The following is a 16502-nucleotide window of genomic DNA, read 5'->3' as shown; positions in this document are numbered from 1 at the left end:
AGAAAGGAAAACCATGGCTGCAAAAAGCATCTTCATAACCGGCACCGATACCGGGGTCGGCAAGACCATCGCCTCGGCCGCCATTGCCATGCTGCTCAGAAGAATGGGGCACAAGGTCGCGGTGATGAAGCCCGTGACCAGCGGCTGCATCGAGCGCGACGGACATCTGGTGTCGGAGGACGCCGAGCTTCTCTGCTACGCCGCAGGCGTCCCCGTGACTGCGGACTCCGCCCCCTATCTCCTGAGGGCCCCGGTTGCCCCCTCCATCGCCGCCTCTCAGGACGGCGTCCGGATCAGCTTCGACACCATCAAGGAGGCATACCAAAGGCTCGCCGAAAACAACGACTTCGTCATCGTCGAGGGGGCCGGAGGGCTGATGGTTCCGCTTGCCGGGGGACTCCTGGTCGCCGACCTGGCCCAGCACCTGGGCCTCCCCATCGCCGTGGTGGCGAGGCCGGACCTCGGCACCGTCAACCATACACTGCTCACCGTCTTCTGCGCCCGCACCATGGGGCTAAAGGTCAAAGGGGTGATCGTCAACCGCTATCCGGACGCCCCGGGCGAGGCCGAGTCCTACGCACCGCACATGATAGATTCACTCTCCGGCGCGCAACTGCTCGGACTTTTCCCTGAAACCGGGGGGAAGGACGACCGCGAGGTGACCGAGAGGCTCGTCGACCGCCTGCTGCAGCAACCGGCGACGGGGATCATGCTGCGGGAGCTGTTCGATTAACTGCAATTGACAATTGACGAGCGAAACTAAACCAATTGACAATTGACGATTGACAATGGACAACGAATCCCCAGAAGCGCAGCACTGGGGGACGTTGAGGAGATTGAACGTGGTTGAACTGGACACCGAAACGCTTAGACGCTACGACAGCGAGTACCTCTGGCACCCCTTCACCCAGATGAGCGAGTGGGAAGGCGTAGAAAACATCATCATTACCAGGGGCGAAGGTTCGTACATCATCGATACGGACGGCAACCGGTACCTGGACGGCGTTGGGGCGATCTGGACCAACGTGCATGGGCACTGCCGCGCCGAGATCAACGAAGCGGTGAAACAGCAGGTAGACCGGCTGGAACACTCGACGCTCCTCGGGCTCTCCAACGACCGCGCAGCTCTCCTTGCCAAGCGCCTGATCGACATCGCCCCGCCGGGACTGGCCAAGGTCTTCTACTCCGACAACGGCTCGACCGCGGTCGAGATCGGCGTCAAGATGGCGTTCCAGTACCAGCAGCAGACCGGGAACAAGCAAAAGACAAAGTTCATCCGCTTCGACAACGCCTACCACGGAGACACGGTAGGCTCGATGAGCGTGGGTGGAATCGCCATATACCACGAGGTCTACGCGCCGCTTCTCTTCCCCACCATCAAGGCCCCCTCCCCTTACTGCTACCGCTGCACCCTCTCACCGGAAGGCGACTGCAACAGCTGCGGTCTCCTTTGCCTGAAGGAGTTGGAGCGGCTCATGGAACAGCATGCCCACGAACTGGCGGGGCTCGTCATCGAGCCGTCGGTCCAGGGCGCGGGCGGGATGATCGTGCAGCCTCCGGGGTTCGTCAAGGGGGTCCGCGAGCTGTGCGACCGCTTCAACGTGCTGATGATCGCGGACGAGGTCGCCGTCGGCTTCGGCAGGACCGGCGCCATGTTCGCCTGCGGCAAGGAGGGCGTGACGCCCGACATCATGGCCCTTTCCAAGGGGATCTCAGCCGGCTACCTCCCCCTTGCCGCGACGCTCACCACGAAGAAGATCTACGACGCCTTCTGGGGCGACTACGCGGAGCTGAAAACCTTTTTCCACGGGCACACCTTCACCGGCAACCCCATCGCCTGCGCCGCAGCCCTCGCGAGTCTAGACCTTTTCGAAAAAGACCGCCTGCTCGAGTCGCTGCAGCCCAAGATCGACTACTTGAACCGGCGGCTGCAAGGGCTACTAGACCTGCCGCATGTCGGGGATGTGAGGCAGGAGGGGATGATCGGCGGCATCGAGCTCGTGGTCGAAAAGGACACGAGAAAGCCTTATCACTGGGAGGAGCGCGTCGGTGTAAGGGTCTGCCTGGAGGCGAGAAAGCGCGGCCTGTTCCTGCGTCCACTGGGAAACATCATCGTCATCTTCCCGCCGCTTTCCATCTCGCTCGGCGAACTCGCACTCCTGATGGACGGCATAGAGGCTTCGATCACCGCGGTCACAGGCTAGCCGCAGCATCAAATAAGCAACACGCCTACGGGTCAGAAAGCTCTAGCTTCCTGACCCGTATTGCATTAGAATGACAGGCTTTGCGGGAAGAAGCGGGGGCCGGAAAGCGGGGCGGCGAAATCCCCTCTGTCCCCCCTTCGCAAAGGGGGGAACGCGGATTCGCGTGCAGCTCCTCGTGGCACGTGTGCTCCAGTTCCCGGGATCCTGAAATGCAATAGCGACAAGATCTCCCCCCTAGCCGAGTTTCATCGGAAATACAGAGGTGGTATCTTCCTTTGAGCAAAGGGGAAGCTATAACGTCCCCCCCTTTGCGACGGGCCTGCGCGCCGTAGCGCTTCGGTCCGCGAAGGTGCGAGGGGGGACAGGGGGGATTTTCCCTCTTTGCGAAAGCGGGATTTTAATACAAAGGAGCAACCGACATGGAACTGATAGACAGCCACGCACATATATACGGCAAGGAATATGCGGCAGATTTCGAGGAGATGATGGAGCGCGCAGCCGAGGCGGGAGTCCGCACCATCGTCGCGGTGGGGGCCGATCTCGAGTCGAGCGAGGAGGCGCTGGCCCTTGCCGGGGCGCGCGAAAACGTCTACTGCTCGGTCGGCATCCATCCCCACGACGCGGACGGGGTCACCAAGGAGTGCTATGAAAGGGTGCGCAAGATGGCGCTCTCCAGCCCCAAGGTGGTCGCCATCGGCGAGATCGGCCTCGACTTCTTCAGGGACCGCTCGTCCAGGGAAAACCAGGAAGAGGTGTTCCGGCGTTTCATCAGGATGGCTCGCGAGCTCTCACTGCCGCTCATCATCCACGACCGGGACGCGCACGACCGCATCATGGCTATCCTCAAGGAGGAAAAAGCGGGCGAGGTTGGAGGCGTGCTGCACTGCTTCTCCGGCGATCTCGAGATGGCGCAGGAGTGCATCGAGCTAGGTTTCAAGATCTCGATCCCCGGGACCGTCACCTACCCCTCAAACGAGGCGCTCAGGGAGGTGGTGCGCGGGGTGAAGATCGAGCATCTCATGGTGGAGACGGACGCCCCCTACCTGACGCCGGTGCCGCACCGTGGCAAGAGAAACGAGCCCGCCTTCGTGCGCTTCACCGCCGAGCGGGTGGCAGAGATCAAGGGGCTCTCGGTCGAGGACGTCGGCAGGATCACCTCGTTCAACACGAGGAAGCTCTTTGGCATCCCGCAACCCGCCGAAGACGACACCATCGCCTACATGATCCGCAATTCGCTCTACCTGAACATCACCAACCGCTGCTCGAACCGCTGCACCTTCTGCCCCAAGTTCGACGATTTCGCGGTGAAGGGTCATGAGCTGAAGCTCTCCCACGAGCCGAACTGCGCCGAGGTTCTGGCTGCGATAGACAAGGCCTCAGGGTTCGAGGAGGTGGTTTTCTGCGGCTACGGCGAACCCCTGGTCCGGCTCGACCTGGTGAAGGAAGTGGCGGCGGAGCTCAAGCGCCGGGGCCTCAAGGTCCGGGTCAACACCGACGGCCAGGCGAACCTCGTGCACGGCAGGAATATCCTCCCCGAACTGGCAGGGCTGGTGGACGTCCTCTCGGTGAGCCTCAACGCCGCCAACGCCGAGGATTACCAGCGCCTGTGCAACACCCCCTTCGGGGCGGCCGGCTTCCAGGGGGTCTGCGATTTCTTGAAGGAAGCGCCGAAGCACGTGCCTCAGGTGACGGCAAGCGCCGTTACGGTGCCGGGATTGGACGTGGGGAAGGTGCGGGAGCTGGCGCAGTCGCTGGGAGTCGATTACCGGGAGCGGGAGTATGCCGAGGTAGGTTGAAGGGTGCTGCCAGGTTTCAATGAGAGACAGGCTCGCCGGCGTCGGCGGAAGCCTGCGGAGGCAAAGCCTCTGCCTTGACGACACTTGGGAGGGTGAAGTAGAAGGTCGCCCCCTCTCCGGGCTTCCCCTCTCCCCAGACCTGCCCCCCCATGCGCTCTATCATCTTGCGCACGATGGAAAGGCCGAAGCCGTGACCGGCGATCTCGCTGTCGCCGTGCAGCCTCTGGAAGGGGAGGAACAACCTCTGGGCCTGAGCCATGTCGAACCCCTCACCGTTGTCCTCGACGTAGCAGACCCCATCGCGCATGCCGAAGGAAATCACGCTCGTCTCCTTGCCGGAGGTGTACTTCCAGGCGTTGCCAAGCAGGTTCTCCATGACGCGGGTCAGCAGCTTCTCGTCGCCGATCACGACCACGTCCTCCTGGATGTTCACCGTCAGTTCCCGCTTGTAGTCGGCTATCCTCAGGTCCGCCATGATGCCGTGCGCGATCCGGCTCAGGTCGACCGGCTGCAGGTCGAGCTGGGCCTGGCGGATCTCCGAAAGGTCCAGCATCCGGTCCAGGGTCGCCTCCATCCTCTCGCCGCCGCTTATGATGCACTTAAGGTACTCTTTGGCGGTGGCGTCGAGCTGCATGCCGTACTCTTCCAAAAGCAGCTCGCCGTAACCGTAGATCACCCGTATCGGAGTGCGCAGGTCGTGCGACACCGAATCGTAGAGGAACTCCAGCTCCTGGTTGGCGTGGGAGAGTTCAGAGGTCCGCTCGTCAACCCGGCGCTCCAGGAGTTCAGACGCCTTCCTGAGCTGCTCCGAGAGGCGCCGCTCGTTTGCCAGGTGCATGGCGTTCCTGATGGCGATGCCTATCACCGGCGCGATCCCCTGGATCAGGTTCAGGTCGCTTTGCAAAAGCTCCCCTCCCCTTTTCATGTCGTCCACGGCGAATACACCCAGGGACTCCCCCTCGCAGACAATGGGGGCACAGATGAAGGATTTAACCCCAAGCCCCACGAAGAAGGCGTAGTTTTCCGCGCTGGCCCGCGCCTTCACCTCCGAGAGGTCGTTGATCAAAAGCGGTTCCTGCCTGAGGAAGGAGCGGACCAGGACGCCGTGCGGCGTGCCGCTGGCTATTGGTAGCACCATCTGCTCCAGCTTCAGCTGATGCTCCTCGCTGAACCCGAAACATCCCTTGAGCACCAGCGCTTGCCGGTCCTGATCCAAGAGAAAGATGATGCCGCGGCCGTAATCGAGCCTTTTCAAGAGCACCTGGTTCACGCTCTTCAGGATGTCGTCCAGGTCGGTCCTCGTCGAAAGCACCTCCCCGATCTCGTTGATCATCCGGGCGTTGTCGCAGTTGTCCTGCGTCTGGACAAGAAGCTTCTCGGTCGAGTTGCGCATGTTCGTCAGCGAGGAAAGAAGCGCCTTGCGCTCCTGTGCGTGCAGCAGCAGGGTGAAAAGCAGGTAAACGAAAAGCGCCAGGGTGAGGGACGGGGTAAAGAATTTACCACCTGCGAAGAACAGGGAAAGCGAGCTCAGCGGGAGCAGCAGCAAGGAGAGACGGCGGGCCTGGATCAGGCGCGAGATGAGCGACGGGTTCCAGGAGATGTTGTAGCGGCAGACCTCTGCTCCCTTGAAGATGCATTCGGTATGGCGTATGCGGGGAAAATCGTGACCGAAAAGCAGGAAGGCGGCCTCGAAGTAGCCGATGCGGTTGTCGCATTGATAAGGGTTTTCCTTCGCCCCCGGCTCGAAGGTCACGGTCACCTCGATTTCTCGGGGGCCGATCCTGCGTGAGGAACAACGCGAGGAGCGCGAAAATTTGCGCGCCAGCTTGTGCATGACGAAAAAGACGTATTCCGGGCCGATGAGCCCGAGAATGAAGGAATGCAGCGATCCCAGTCCTTCCGGGGAGGCGGCGTAGCGTCCGGCCTCCCGCGCTATGCGGGGGTCGCCCGTCACAAGAACCAGTTTCTCGGTGAAAAGGTCGATCTGGCGCTGACTGAACCAGTGCCCCGGGTCCGCCACCTCCCATTTCTTCATCTGCGCATGGTTCAGCAGGTCGCCGATGTCTACTTGGGGGTACTTTTCCCTGAGCAGCTTCAAGAACAAGCCAATGATGCGGCTGTTATACAGCGGTGTGTCGGGCCCTAAAGCCATTGCAACCCCTTCCAAGAAAGTGGCCGAAGTTTACCCATGAAGGTTCGGATAATCAATATAAATAAACATCGTTGAAGCACTCTCATAGAAGGGGCGACCGGATATTACTGAGATTATGCCGGTTTCAGCCGTTTTGTGATAGATTTTCCTATCTGTGTGATTCTGATTACAGAAAAATATCACAATAGTCATAGTATACGCTCAGGATGCTGTACCCTGAACCGAGGAAAATATCACTTAGAGATAACATCGCGCCGACCGGCATGATGATCCTTGCGGCAGCCTCTCAGGAAGGGGAGAATGCTTCAGGTGGCACACAGCTTGCTGGTCAGTTGCAGTTTTACCGCCGCGCAGGTGGCCCTTAAGGCCGTATCACTTCTATAGCGGGAGCCGTGACTGTGGGAAAAGGACCGGACAAAAGAACGTTCGAGGAGTTGCTGGCGGGGCTTAAAGCCCTTCCCTCGCTGGCGCCCTACAGCCTTACCCTCTACTGCCGCAAGCCGTCACGCAGCGAGTTCGAGAACTGCTGTTCCGTCGTGGAAGATGCGCTTTGCCGGGACGTTGCAAGGCAGTTCTTCGAGCCCAACTTGGAGGTCTACTTCCAGGAAGGAACCACCTCGGTCTGTCGCTACGGCGGCGGCTTCTTCGGCTTTGTCATCCCCTTCAGCATTGGGAGCGAGGAGTTCTGCCTGGTGGGAGACGGCGTGAGGGACGACTCCATCGACCTGTGGCAGCTGGCCGCGCTCGCCCGCTCCGGAGGCGGCGAGGTCTTTTCGCTGTTTCCTTACGTGGAATCGCTTTGCACCGCTTCACTTGCCGAGGTCGAGCAGGTAGCCCAGGAGCTTGCCCGGGAGGTGACGCAGCGGGTGGAAAAATTCTCCTGCACACCCTCCTACAGCGCTCCGCTGCCCAGCTCCGCCGAGCTTGGCGAAGACGAATGCGATCCAAGGCTTAGCGCCGTCGCGCGTTCGCTGGAAGAGCTCGACCATGCCAACACGGTGACCGAGACGGTGGGACTTTGCTGCGAGGCCCTGGTCACCCATTTCAACGCGCCCAAAACAGCCATCGCGCTGCGCGACGCCTCCGGCAGCTCCTTTGAGGTCAGCGGGGTCTGGGGGCTTCCCGACCAGCTGGGGAGCATCCCCGCAGACGCCATCCACCTCTTCACCGCCAAGGACCGCCAGGCGAAGACGGTCATCTACGACGCCCAGATGCGCGAGGTGCTGCCGGCCGTGCAGGCGACCGTCTGCACCTGCTTTCCGCTGCGCTGCCAGGACGAGCGCCTGGGGTTCGTGGCGCTCTTCGACGCAGCCCCCAGCAAAAGCACCTCCCTGCTCATCTCCATGCTGGCAAGCGCCACCGCTGCGAAGCTGTCGCGCATCCTGAAAGACGCGGAGCAGAGCAAGGAAAACGCCCTTTCCCAGCGGCTCATGTCGCTGACCAACACCCTGCTGCAGGTGGACAGCAAGGACGAGCTCTACCAGGCCATCCTCGAAATCGCCGCGGAGCTGATCGACGCGACACAAGGCTCCGTCATGCTGATCGACAAGGACGGTCAGAACATGCACATCGTCTTCACCCTGGGCATGACCTTGAACATCGCGCGCTGCCTCCCGGTGAAGGTGGGCAAGGGGATAGCGGGGATGGTGGCGCAGTCGGGCCAGCCCCTGCTGGTCAACGATGTGGAGAAGGACAGCCGGGTCGCCATGGCCAACAGGCTCCGCTTCAAGTCGAAATCGCTCATCTGCATGCCGCTCAAGCTCAAGGACAAGATCATCGGCGTCTTGAACCTCTCAGACAAGAAGAACCTCGCCCCCTTCACCGACGCGGACCTGCAGGTGCTCACCTCCTTCGCCAACCTGGCGTCGCTGATGATCGAGCGGACCGAGGTGCTGGAGGAGTCCGAGCGCTTCGAGCAGCTTTCCGTCACCGACGCGCTCACCGGGCTTTACAACCGCCGCTTCCTGAAGAACCGGCTCGAGGAGGAGCTGAACCGAAGCATCAGGCAGGGGCTGAACCTCACCGTCATCTTCATCGACCTCGACTTCTTCAAGAGCTACAACGACCTCTGCGGGCACTTGGCCGGAGACGAAGCCCTGAGGATCACGGCGGAAATAATCAAGGCCTCGCTGCGCGAGATGGACATCGTGGCCCGCTACGGGGGGGAGGAGTTCTGCGCCGTACTCCCCGGGACCTCGAAGGTGGAGGCGATGATCGTCGCCGAGCGTATCAGGTCGGAGATAGAGAGGGAAATATTCCCCGGCGAGAGCGAGATCCCTCAGGTCCGGCTTACCGCGAGTCTCGGCGTCTCCTCGTTCCCGGAAGACGGCCGCACCTTCACCGCCCTGGTGCACGCCTCCGACGTCGCCCTGTACGAGGCCAAGGCGAGTGGCCGCAACCGCATCGTCGCCGCCCGCACCTCACCGGGGCAAAAGGAGATGCCTGCCCCCGCCCCCCCTTCCGGCATGGCGAAGACCCTCGATTTCAACGCCTACCTTGAAGCCTCTGTAGGTGCAAAAGGATAAGGCGCGCCCAAAGCCCCCACTATTTCCGCGCTTCTCTCTCAAGAAAAAAACAAGACAAGCACACATCGATGCCGCAGATTCCGCGGCTTTTTCTTTTAATAGTGAAAAAAAGTTACGTTCGTGGTATTTATGCGCAAGAACGAATGTCTGTATGTTGCCTGCGATAAGCAGTACTGAGGCAGGCATGCAACACGATTAAGTTTTGACGTCTGTCTCTGTGATGTTATCGGTTGTCAAGGGAGCTTGGATGGAGAGCGCACGAAAAATCCTGCAGTTTGCCAGGCCGGGAACGGTTATTGAGTTCTCACTGGGAAGCCAGAAGGAAATCAGCCTCACAAAACTCATCAACAGACTGAACTTCATCAATTTCAAAGAAGACTCCATACTGGTCAACTTCAGGCACTCGAAGTACCCCCGCACGGTGAGCCTCGAGGCGCGCCCGCAGCCCTGCATGAACAACAAGCTGGAGTGCCGCTGGACCCTGACCAGCGAGTCCCAGCCCAGCATCGCTGCCTGCACCTTCGAAAACATCTTCATCATCGACGGCACGAAACTCGTGGTCGCAGTCCCGGAGCTGATCTCGTTGAGCGACAGCGGCGCCACCTTCCTGCTTCCGGAAAAGTGCATCGAGGTGAACTACAGAAAGACCAGGAGACACAGCTGCGAGGGGATCAGGGTGGAGTTGCTGCAGAATTCGGCCCGCTTCCAGGGTACCCTGCTCGACTTCAGCGCGGTCTCCTTCCGGGTGGAAACCGACGGCGCGCCGAACCAGGCCTTCCACTGGGTCAACACCGAGGTCCCGGTGCAGGTTGTCTTCAGCAACGAACAGACCACGATCTACTCGGGCTCCTGCCGCATCATCTCGCAGACCCTTGGACCCAGGAGCCGGGTCTACGTGCTGGAGCCTTTGCAAGACCAGATGCAGCGCTTCAAGGCAAAGGAGATCCGCAGCGTGCGCCATGAGCTCTTGCCGCTGCCCAACGCCTTCTTCAAGCACCCGTTGAGCGGCAAGAGCGTCGACCTCAAGGTGGTGGACATCTCCGGCTCCGGCTTCTCGGTGAACGAGGAGCAGGAGCGTTCGGTGCTCCTTCCCGGCATGATCATCCCCGAGCTCGAGCTGCGCATCGCCAACGGTTTCACCACAAAATGCATGGCCCAGGTGATCTACCGCCAGGTGCTCCAGGGTGCGGACGGCTCCGCCAAGGTGAAGTGCGGGCTGAGCTTTCTGGACATGGACATCAGGGAGCACGTGAACCTCCTGGGCCTGCTCTACCTCGCCAAGGACAAGAACGCCTACATCAGTAACCGCGCCAACACGGAAGAACTTTGGCAGTTCTTCTTCGAGACCGGCTTCATCTACCCGGAGAAGTACGCCTTCGTCCAGGCCAACAAGACGCAGCTGAAGGAGATGTACGACAAGCTCTACACAGAGAACCCCAGCATCGCGCGGCACTTCATCTATCACGAGAAGGGCTCCATCCTGGGACACATGGCGATGCTGCGCTTCTACGAAAACAGCTGGCTCATCCACCACCACGCCGCTAACAGGGCGGAGTCGTCCACAGCGGGGCTGGTGGTGCTGAACCAGTTGGCCCACTCGATCAACGACTGCTACAACCTGCACTCGGCGCACATGAACTACGTCATCTGCTACTACCGCCCCGAGAACAAGTTCCCCAACCGCGTCTTCGGCACCGCGGCGAAGCTGATCGCCGACCAGAAGGGGTGCTCGATCGACACCTTCGCCTACCTGCACTACAAAAGGAGCTTTTCGGATAACTGGAACTTCTCAGGCCCCTGGGAACTGGCGCGCTCCACCGCGGAGGACCTCTTCGAACTGGAGAGCTTCTACGAGCAGGAGTCGGGTGGGCTCATGCTGCACGCGCTCAACCTGGAGCCGGAGATGATCCACTACGAGGAACTTTCCAAGGAGTACGAGCGCCTCGGCTTCAGCCTGAAAAGGCACTGCTACACGCTGAAGAAGCTCGGCAACATAAAGGCCGTCTTCACCGTCAACCTCTCCGACGCGGGGCTCAACCTATCCGATCTCACCAACTGCATACAGGTGCTGATCATGGACCCGGAGCTGCTCCCCAAGGACATAATCAACCTGGCGCTTTCCATACTTACGCACAAGTACCAGCAAGACGACATCCCGGTGCTGGTTTACCCGGTCAGCTACGTCGAGGCGGCCGGCATCCCGTTCGACAAGAAATACGCCCTTTGGTGCCTCAACGTACAAAACAGCGGCACCAAGTTCCTGAAGTACCTGACCACGCTGGTCACCAGGAACAAGAGCAAGAGGCAGACAGCCGAAGCAGTGGCCCAGTGAGGCAAGGATAGCGAAGATGACGGATGCGCCGCTGTACAACAGCCGGATCACGGATACTTACATAAAGCTGATCAAGAACAAGTACAGCTTTGTCAACATCACCGAGCTCCTCGATTACGCAGGGATGAGCCCGTACGAGGTCGCGGACCAGGGGCACTGGTTCACCCAGGAGCAGGTGAACCGCTTCCACGAACGGCTTCTGAAACTCACCGGGAACGAGAACCTCGCCAGGGAGGCGGGACGCTACGCAGCCTCTCCCGATGCGATCGGGATGATGAGGCAGTATTTCCTGGGGCTCGTCGGCCCCGCCAGGGCCTACGAGATGATCGGCAAGGCCACCAACAACAACTTCGTCCGCTCCTCCGTCTACACCTCCAGGAAACTCGCCGCCAACAAGGTGGAGATCACCGTCACCCCGCGTCCCGGCACCAAGGAGCAGCCGTTCCAGTGCCAAAACCGCATCGGTTTTTTCGAGGCCGTAGCCGCCGCCTTCGACGTCAAGCTTCCCCGCATCGAGCACACCGAGTGCATGTTCCAGGGGGGGCAGGTCTGCCGCTACATCGTCTCGTGGGAGAAATCGAGCCATACCTTCTGGGAGTACACGAGAAACTACACCGCCGTCTTCCTCTCCCTGCTCACTGCCGCCTCCATCACCATCAGCCCGCATCAGGGGCTGGAAAGGGTGCTGCCGGCCTCGGCCTTAGCCGTGCTGCTCTTGAGCGTCATCGCGCTGCACAGCGAGAAAAAGGCGCTCCTGGCAGGGCAATTGAACCTGAAGGACCTCTCCGACAACCTGTTCAAGCAGCTGGAGATCAACTACAACAACGCCCTGGTCACAAACGACATCGGCCAGGTCATCAGCAAGCAGACCCGCCTCCACGACATCCTCGACAACGTGGTCCAGGTCTTGGAAAAGCGCCTGGACTACAGCCGCGGCCTGATCCTTCTGGCCAACCCCGAGAAGACGAAGCTGGTCTTTCACGCCGGCTTCGGCTACTTCGACGAGCAGCTGAGCTTTCTCAGCAAGACCACGTTCCAACTGGACCGCCCGGAGGCGAAGGGGGTGTTCGTGGTCTCCTTCCGCGAGCAGCGGCCGTTCCTCGTAGGCGACATCAACGAGATCGGCGGGAACCTCTCCGGCAAGAGCCAGAACTTCGCCAAGCAGCTCCTGTCGCAGACCTTCATCTGCTGCCCCATCATCTGCGAGGGGGAATCGCTGGGGATCATCGCCGTCGACAACCTGAAGTCCAAGCGCCCCCTGGTGCAAAGCGACGTGACGCTATTGATGAGCATCGCCCCGGTCATCGGCATCGCCATCTACAACGCCAACCTGCATGAGGCGAAATCGACCCAGTTCAGCTCCTTCTTGAAGGTCATGGCGGCCTCCATCGACGCCAGGGACCCGCTCACCGCAGGGCACTCGGAAAAGGTCACCGAGTACTGCGAGGAGATCTGCCACGAGCTGGGGCTTGCCGAGGACGAGGTGGAAATGATCAGGGTCGCAGCGCTCTTGCACGACTACGGCAAGATCGGGGTTCCGGACGCCATCCTGAAAAAAAACGGCAGGCTCTCCGACCTCGAGTACGAGATCGTCAAGACGCACTGCCACAAGACGCGGGACATCCTGGAACAGGTCAACTTCGAGGGGATTTACCGGCAGGTGCCGGAGATAGCGGGCGCCCACCACGAGAAGATCGACGGCACCGGTTATCCGAAGGGGTTGAAGGGAAAGGACATCCCGCTTGGGGCGAAGATCATCGCGGTTGCGGATTTCTTCGAGGCGGTCACCTCGCAGAGGCACTACCGGGACCCCATGCAGATGGATGAGGCCTTCCGGCTGTTGAGGGAAGGGAGCGGATCGCACTTCGAAAGGCATATAGTGGAGGCGTTCATCAACTGCCGCAAGCATGCGCTGGCCGAGGAAAGCGGAACCCGCGCGGTTCAACCCTTCTCAGCTTGAGAAGACCCAAAAGAGAAATCCCCCCTGCCCCCCCATTTCCATGGGCCGGGGACAGCGGGGATTTTTCATTGCAACAGCCATCGGTGCCGCAAAGCTTTTGTTAATGCGGCTTTTCCGCCTAGGGCTTGCGCCCCCGGACCGCGATGATCGGGGTGTAGGTGAACCTGCGCGGATGTGCGAAGAAAGTCCTGAACTCGTCAAGAAACTCCTCGAACCCGTTTTCATACTCGGCGAAGTCGTAGCCGGAAAACCTCGCCCCGACCTCCACCTTCTTGGTCCAGTTGAAGTCGTCGGCGTGCTTCAACGCTCCGAAGATCTGATGGTGGGCCCCCACCTCCACGCTGATGTCCTGGTAGCCCATATCGTACAGGTACGAGTAAAGCTTCCTCCCCACGTACGGGTCGAAATTCGCCCTCCCCTCCAGGCTCTTCATGATGGCTGCCAGCGCCCTGTCCATCCGGTCGGAATGGCCGAAATGCGTCAGGCAGTTGTAGTCAAGGTCGATCAGGACCAGCGTCCCCCCCGGTTCCACGATATCAGAGATGTTCTGCACCAGGTCGTAGCTGTTCGCCCTGTGGTACTCGAGCAGGAAACGGACCCAGACGAAGTCGAACGCCCCCAGATCCGTCATCGGCGGCCGGGCGTCGCGGTGCAGGAAGTTCACGTACTCGTTCTGGTAGTGCTCGCGCCCGAAAGCCACCCTCTGCTCCGCTATATCGATGCCAAGAGCGGTACCCCCAGGCTGCACCAGTTCACCCAGCTTCGAAGTGGTTTTGCCAGAACCGCACCCTATATCCGCCACCCGCATGCCCGGGGCTATGCCGGCCCAGGTTGCCTGCCGTGCGGTCACTTCGTTGTCCGTCTTGATGTCGAGCCTGAGAGACTCGTCGCCGTGCTCCATAAGGTAGCGTTGTGCCTGCATACTTGAAATTACTCCGTTTTCGCGGTTTTAATGAGCCTTGAGTTTTAGCACAAAAGCCGAGATTAGGCAACCACGGCAACGCCCATGTTACTAATTCGTCGCCTCCGCCGTCAACCATGCCGAAGTGTCTATTTTCACGAAGGAAGCTTTACAGGGAGCTAACAATGTGATATTTAATGAGCGCTTGGCGGCCCGCGGTGAAGGGGACCACACCCCTTCGGGCGCCCTTTTAATGATGTAACAGTTCTGAACATTCCAAGGAGGGGATATGAGACAAAAGAAGGGAGTGCTGGTCGCGTTGCTGGCACCCATGCTCGCCTTTGGCGGCGCGGCGGCGACCGCGCAGGCTTCCGGCTACGCGGTATTCACGCACGGCGCTTCTGCACTGGGACAGGGGAACGCGGTGACGGCGCACAGCAGTGACCCCAGCACCATCTTCTACAACCCGGCGCTGATGAACAAGCTCCCGGGGACCCAGGTCCAGCTCGGGACCACCGGCGTCCTCTCCTCCCGCTCGTACGAGCCCGCAGCGTCCGGCAACGAAACCTCCAGCGACACGTCCTTCTTCCCGAGCCACTTCTATGCGACGCACAAGGTAAACGACCAGGTGAGCGTAGGCCTTGGCATCTTCAACCCCTTCGGTCTCGGGACCGAGTGGGGCGAGCAGTGGGACGGCCGCTATATCGCCACCAAATCGACGCTTAAGACCTTCAACATCAACCCTGCAGCTTCCTTCCAGGTGACACCGAAGCTGGCAGTCGCAGCCGGGATCGACGTGATACTGCTCGACGCCAGCCTGGAGAAGAAGGTTCCCTCCCAGGCGCTAGGCCTCCCTGCCAACTTCGACGTGAACCAGAAGTTCAAGGGGGACGGAAAGGGAGTGGGCTTCAACGTCGGCGTAGCCTATGACGTCTGCGACCACCTCTCGCTGGGCGCCTCCTACCGCAGCGAAGTGAAGATCGACGTGTCGGGAAACGCCACACTCACCAATGCAGCGCTTAGCGCCGGGGGCGCGCCGCTCCCGATGACCATCGGGGGAAACACGGACCTCACCCTGCCGCCGCAGTTCACCGCGGGCGCTGCCTTCAAGGGGATCGACAAGCTCGTACTGGAAGCAGGAGTTCGCTGGGAGGGGTGGTCCAAGTTCAAGGAGCTGGCGGTCCACATGGACAACGGCCAGATCGCCGCAACACCTAGGAACTGGAAAGACGCCTGGGGGGCCAACGCGGGGGGGAGGTACCAGATGAACGACACCGTCGCCCTTCTGGCCGGCTACGTCTACGGCGACACCCCGGTCCCCGACAGCACCTTCGACCCGTCGATCCCGGACGCCAAGACCCACGTGTTCTGTGCCGGCACCGACCTCAACTTCAACCCGCTGACGGTCGCCTTCTCCTACGGCTACCAGTTGCTTGAGAACAGGCACAAGGACAACGGCATACCCGCCGCTTTCCCCGCCTCAGCCGAAGCAAACGGCAAGTACAAGACCGACGCGCACCTGGTGGCACTGTCGGTCGGATACAAGTTCTAAAGGCTTTCACCACAGAGGACACAGAGGAATACAGAAACAGGAAAAGCCTGAAGCTTTTGGTTAAAACCCAAAGGCTTCAGGCTTTTGTTTTTCCTCTGTGGTTCCTCTGTGTGTCTCTGTGGTGAGTGCCTCTGATTTTGCTCCGGGACCTCTGCGTTCCGCCTTTTCAGGTTCAGGCTTTCGCTTTGGTTTTCTGGGAAAGCAGGTACTGCCCTACCCAGTTGCTGGCGAACTGGCTGGCTATGCGGCCGCTTCGGTCCCCTTTCTTCTGCGACCACAGGATCGCCGCCTCACGGCAGGCCTCGTCCCACGGCACGACGGCAGCCTGCTCCTCGGCCAACCGCTCCACCCACTGCCGTACCACCTCCAGGTACTGGTCCTGGCTGAAGGGATGAAAGGCGACCCAGATGCCGAACCTGCCGGAGAGGGAGATCTTCTCCTCCACAGCCTCGCCGTGATGTATCTCCCCTTCCACCATCATGGCGCCCTTGTTGTCGCTCTCGTACTCAGGTATCAGGTGGCGGCGGTTGGAGGTGACGTAGATCAGCACGTTTTTGGGCGGGGCGTAGACGGAGCCGTCGAGAGCGCTTTTCAGCATCTTGTAGCTCGACTCGCCTATCTCGAAGGAGACGTCGTCGGAGAAGATGATGAAGCGGTACGGCTCGCCCTTCAGGCGGTCCACGATGTCGGGAAGGTGCACCAGGTCGTCCTTGTCCACCTGGATCACCCGCAGCCCCTGCGGCGCGTAACGCGTCAACAGGGCCCGTACCAGCGACGACTTCCCCGTCCCCCTGGTCCCCCACAAGAGCGCGTTGTTGGCGGGAAGACCTGCCAGGAACTGCAGCGTGTTCTCCTCGATCACCTGCTTTTGCTTGTCGATCCCCAGAAGGTCTTCGAGGGTTATCCCCTCGATGCTGTCGATCTGTTCAAGAAACCCCGCAAAAGAGTGCCGCTTCCAGTTCGCCGCATGGCAAACGCTCCAGTCGATGCTTGGAAACGGCTTCGGCAGCAGGCATTCCGCAGCCGCCAGCACCCTCTTCAACTGACCGACAAGTTCTGCATCGAGTTCCATGCGCCCTC

The 16502-nt window shown here is 60.5% G+C and carries 10 protein-coding genes; 7 read left to right on the top strand and 3 right to left on the bottom strand.

Annotation, left to right across the window (positions count from 1 at the left end; all coding sequences use genetic code 11):
- Nucleotides 1-13: 13 nt before the first annotated feature.
- From bioD to GEOBRER4_RS09495, 3 genes are all read left to right on the top strand, one after another.
- Nucleotides 14-733, top strand: coding sequence for a dethiobiotin synthase (gene bioD, locus GEOBRER4_RS09505; RefSeq protein ID WP_185245195.1), 720 nt, complete (start codon nucleotides 14-16; stop codon nucleotides 731-733).
- A gap of 109 nt (nucleotides 734-842) precedes the next feature.
- Nucleotides 843-2204: an adenosylmethionine--8-amino-7-oxononanoate transaminase gene (gene bioA, locus GEOBRER4_RS09500; protein WP_185245194.1), complete on the top strand. Its 1362-nt coding sequence runs from the start codon at nucleotides 843-845 to the stop codon at nucleotides 2202-2204.
- A 419-nt stretch (nucleotides 2205-2623) separates the two neighbouring features.
- Nucleotides 2624-4000 (top strand): TatD family hydrolase, encoded by a 1377-nt coding sequence (locus GEOBRER4_RS09495; protein WP_185245193.1) that lies wholly within the window; start codon nucleotides 2624-2626, stop codon nucleotides 3998-4000.
- A 16-nt stretch (nucleotides 4001-4016) separates the two neighbouring features.
- Here GEOBRER4_RS09495 and GEOBRER4_RS09490 read toward each other — a convergent pair whose 3' ends face one another.
- On the bottom strand, nucleotides 4017-6152 hold the full coding sequence (locus GEOBRER4_RS09490; RefSeq protein WP_185245192.1) for a sensor histidine kinase: 2136 nt from the start codon (nucleotides 6150-6152) through the stop codon (nucleotides 4017-4019).
- 398 nt (nucleotides 6153-6550) lie between these two features.
- Here GEOBRER4_RS09490 and GEOBRER4_RS09485 point away from each other — a divergent pair, with 398 nt between their 5' ends.
- The 3 genes from GEOBRER4_RS09485 (at nucleotide 6551) to GEOBRER4_RS09475 (ending at nucleotide 12969) form a co-directional block, all read left to right on the top strand.
- Nucleotides 6551-8677, top strand: coding sequence for a sensor domain-containing diguanylate cyclase (locus tag GEOBRER4_RS09485; protein ID WP_185245191.1), 2127 nt, complete (start codon nucleotides 6551-6553; stop codon nucleotides 8675-8677).
- 247 nt (nucleotides 8678-8924) lie between these two features.
- Nucleotides 8925-11009: a PilZ domain-containing protein gene (locus tag GEOBRER4_RS09480; RefSeq protein WP_185245190.1), complete on the top strand. Its 2085-nt coding sequence runs from the start codon at nucleotides 8925-8927 to the stop codon at nucleotides 11007-11009.
- 16 nt (nucleotides 11010-11025) lie between these two features.
- Complete coding sequence (locus tag GEOBRER4_RS09475; protein ID WP_185245189.1) at nucleotides 11026-12969, top strand: HD domain-containing phosphohydrolase; 1944 nt, start codon at nucleotides 11026-11028, stop codon at nucleotides 12967-12969.
- Between the two features lie 118 nt (nucleotides 12970-13087).
- Here GEOBRER4_RS09475 and GEOBRER4_RS09470 read toward each other — a convergent pair whose 3' ends face one another.
- Nucleotides 13088-13891: a methyltransferase domain-containing protein gene (locus tag GEOBRER4_RS09470; protein ID WP_185245188.1), complete on the bottom strand. Its 804-nt coding sequence runs from the start codon at nucleotides 13889-13891 to the stop codon at nucleotides 13088-13090.
- Nucleotides 13892-14159: 268 nt separating this feature from the next.
- Here GEOBRER4_RS09470 and GEOBRER4_RS09465 point away from each other — a divergent pair, with 268 nt between their 5' ends.
- Nucleotides 14160-15422: an OmpP1/FadL family transporter gene (locus tag GEOBRER4_RS09465; protein ID WP_185245187.1), complete on the top strand. Its 1263-nt coding sequence runs from the start codon at nucleotides 14160-14162 to the stop codon at nucleotides 15420-15422.
- A gap of 172 nt (nucleotides 15423-15594) precedes the next feature.
- Here the strand turns inward: GEOBRER4_RS09465 and GEOBRER4_RS09460 are convergent, their stop codons facing one another.
- A complete protein-coding gene (locus GEOBRER4_RS09460; RefSeq protein WP_185245186.1) occupies nucleotides 15595-16494 on the bottom strand; it encodes an ATP-binding protein in 900 nt (299 codons plus the stop codon).
- Between the last annotated feature and the right edge of the window lie 8 nt (nucleotides 16495-16502).

It is taken from the genome of Citrifermentans bremense (assembly GCF_014218275.1).
GTDB lineage: Bacteria > Desulfobacterota > Desulfuromonadia > Geobacterales > Geobacteraceae > Geomonas > Geomonas pelophila.
Note: the sequence above shows the minus strand (reverse complement) of the source record. Positions and strands in the feature narration are given on the sequence as shown.

Coding starts and splice junctions, on each gene's coding strand:
- bioD (WP_185245195.1), top strand. CDS start 14: ATGGCTGCAAAAAGCATCTTCATAACCGGCACCGATACCGGGGTCGGC.
- GEOBRER4_RS09495 (WP_185245193.1), top strand. CDS start 2,624: ATGGAACTGATAGACAGCCACGCACATATATACGGCAAGGAATATGCG.
- GEOBRER4_RS09490 (WP_185245192.1), bottom strand. CDS start 6,152: ATGGCTTTAGGGCCCGACACACCGCTGTATAACAGCCGCATCATTGGC.
- GEOBRER4_RS09480 (WP_185245190.1), top strand. CDS start 8,925: ATGGAGAGCGCACGAAAAATCCTGCAGTTTGCCAGGCCGGGAACGGTT.
- GEOBRER4_RS09475 (WP_185245189.1), top strand. CDS start 11,026: ATGACGGATGCGCCGCTGTACAACAGCCGGATCACGGATACTTACATA.
- GEOBRER4_RS09470 (WP_185245188.1), bottom strand. CDS start 13,891: ATGCAGGCACAACGCTACCTTATGGAGCACGGCGACGAGTCTCTCAGG.
- GEOBRER4_RS09465 (WP_185245187.1), top strand. CDS start 14,160: ATGAGACAAAAGAAGGGAGTGCTGGTCGCGTTGCTGGCACCCATGCTC.
- GEOBRER4_RS09460 (WP_185245186.1), bottom strand. CDS start 16,494: ATGGAACTCGATGCAGAACTTGTCGGTCAGTTGAAGAGGGTGCTGGCG.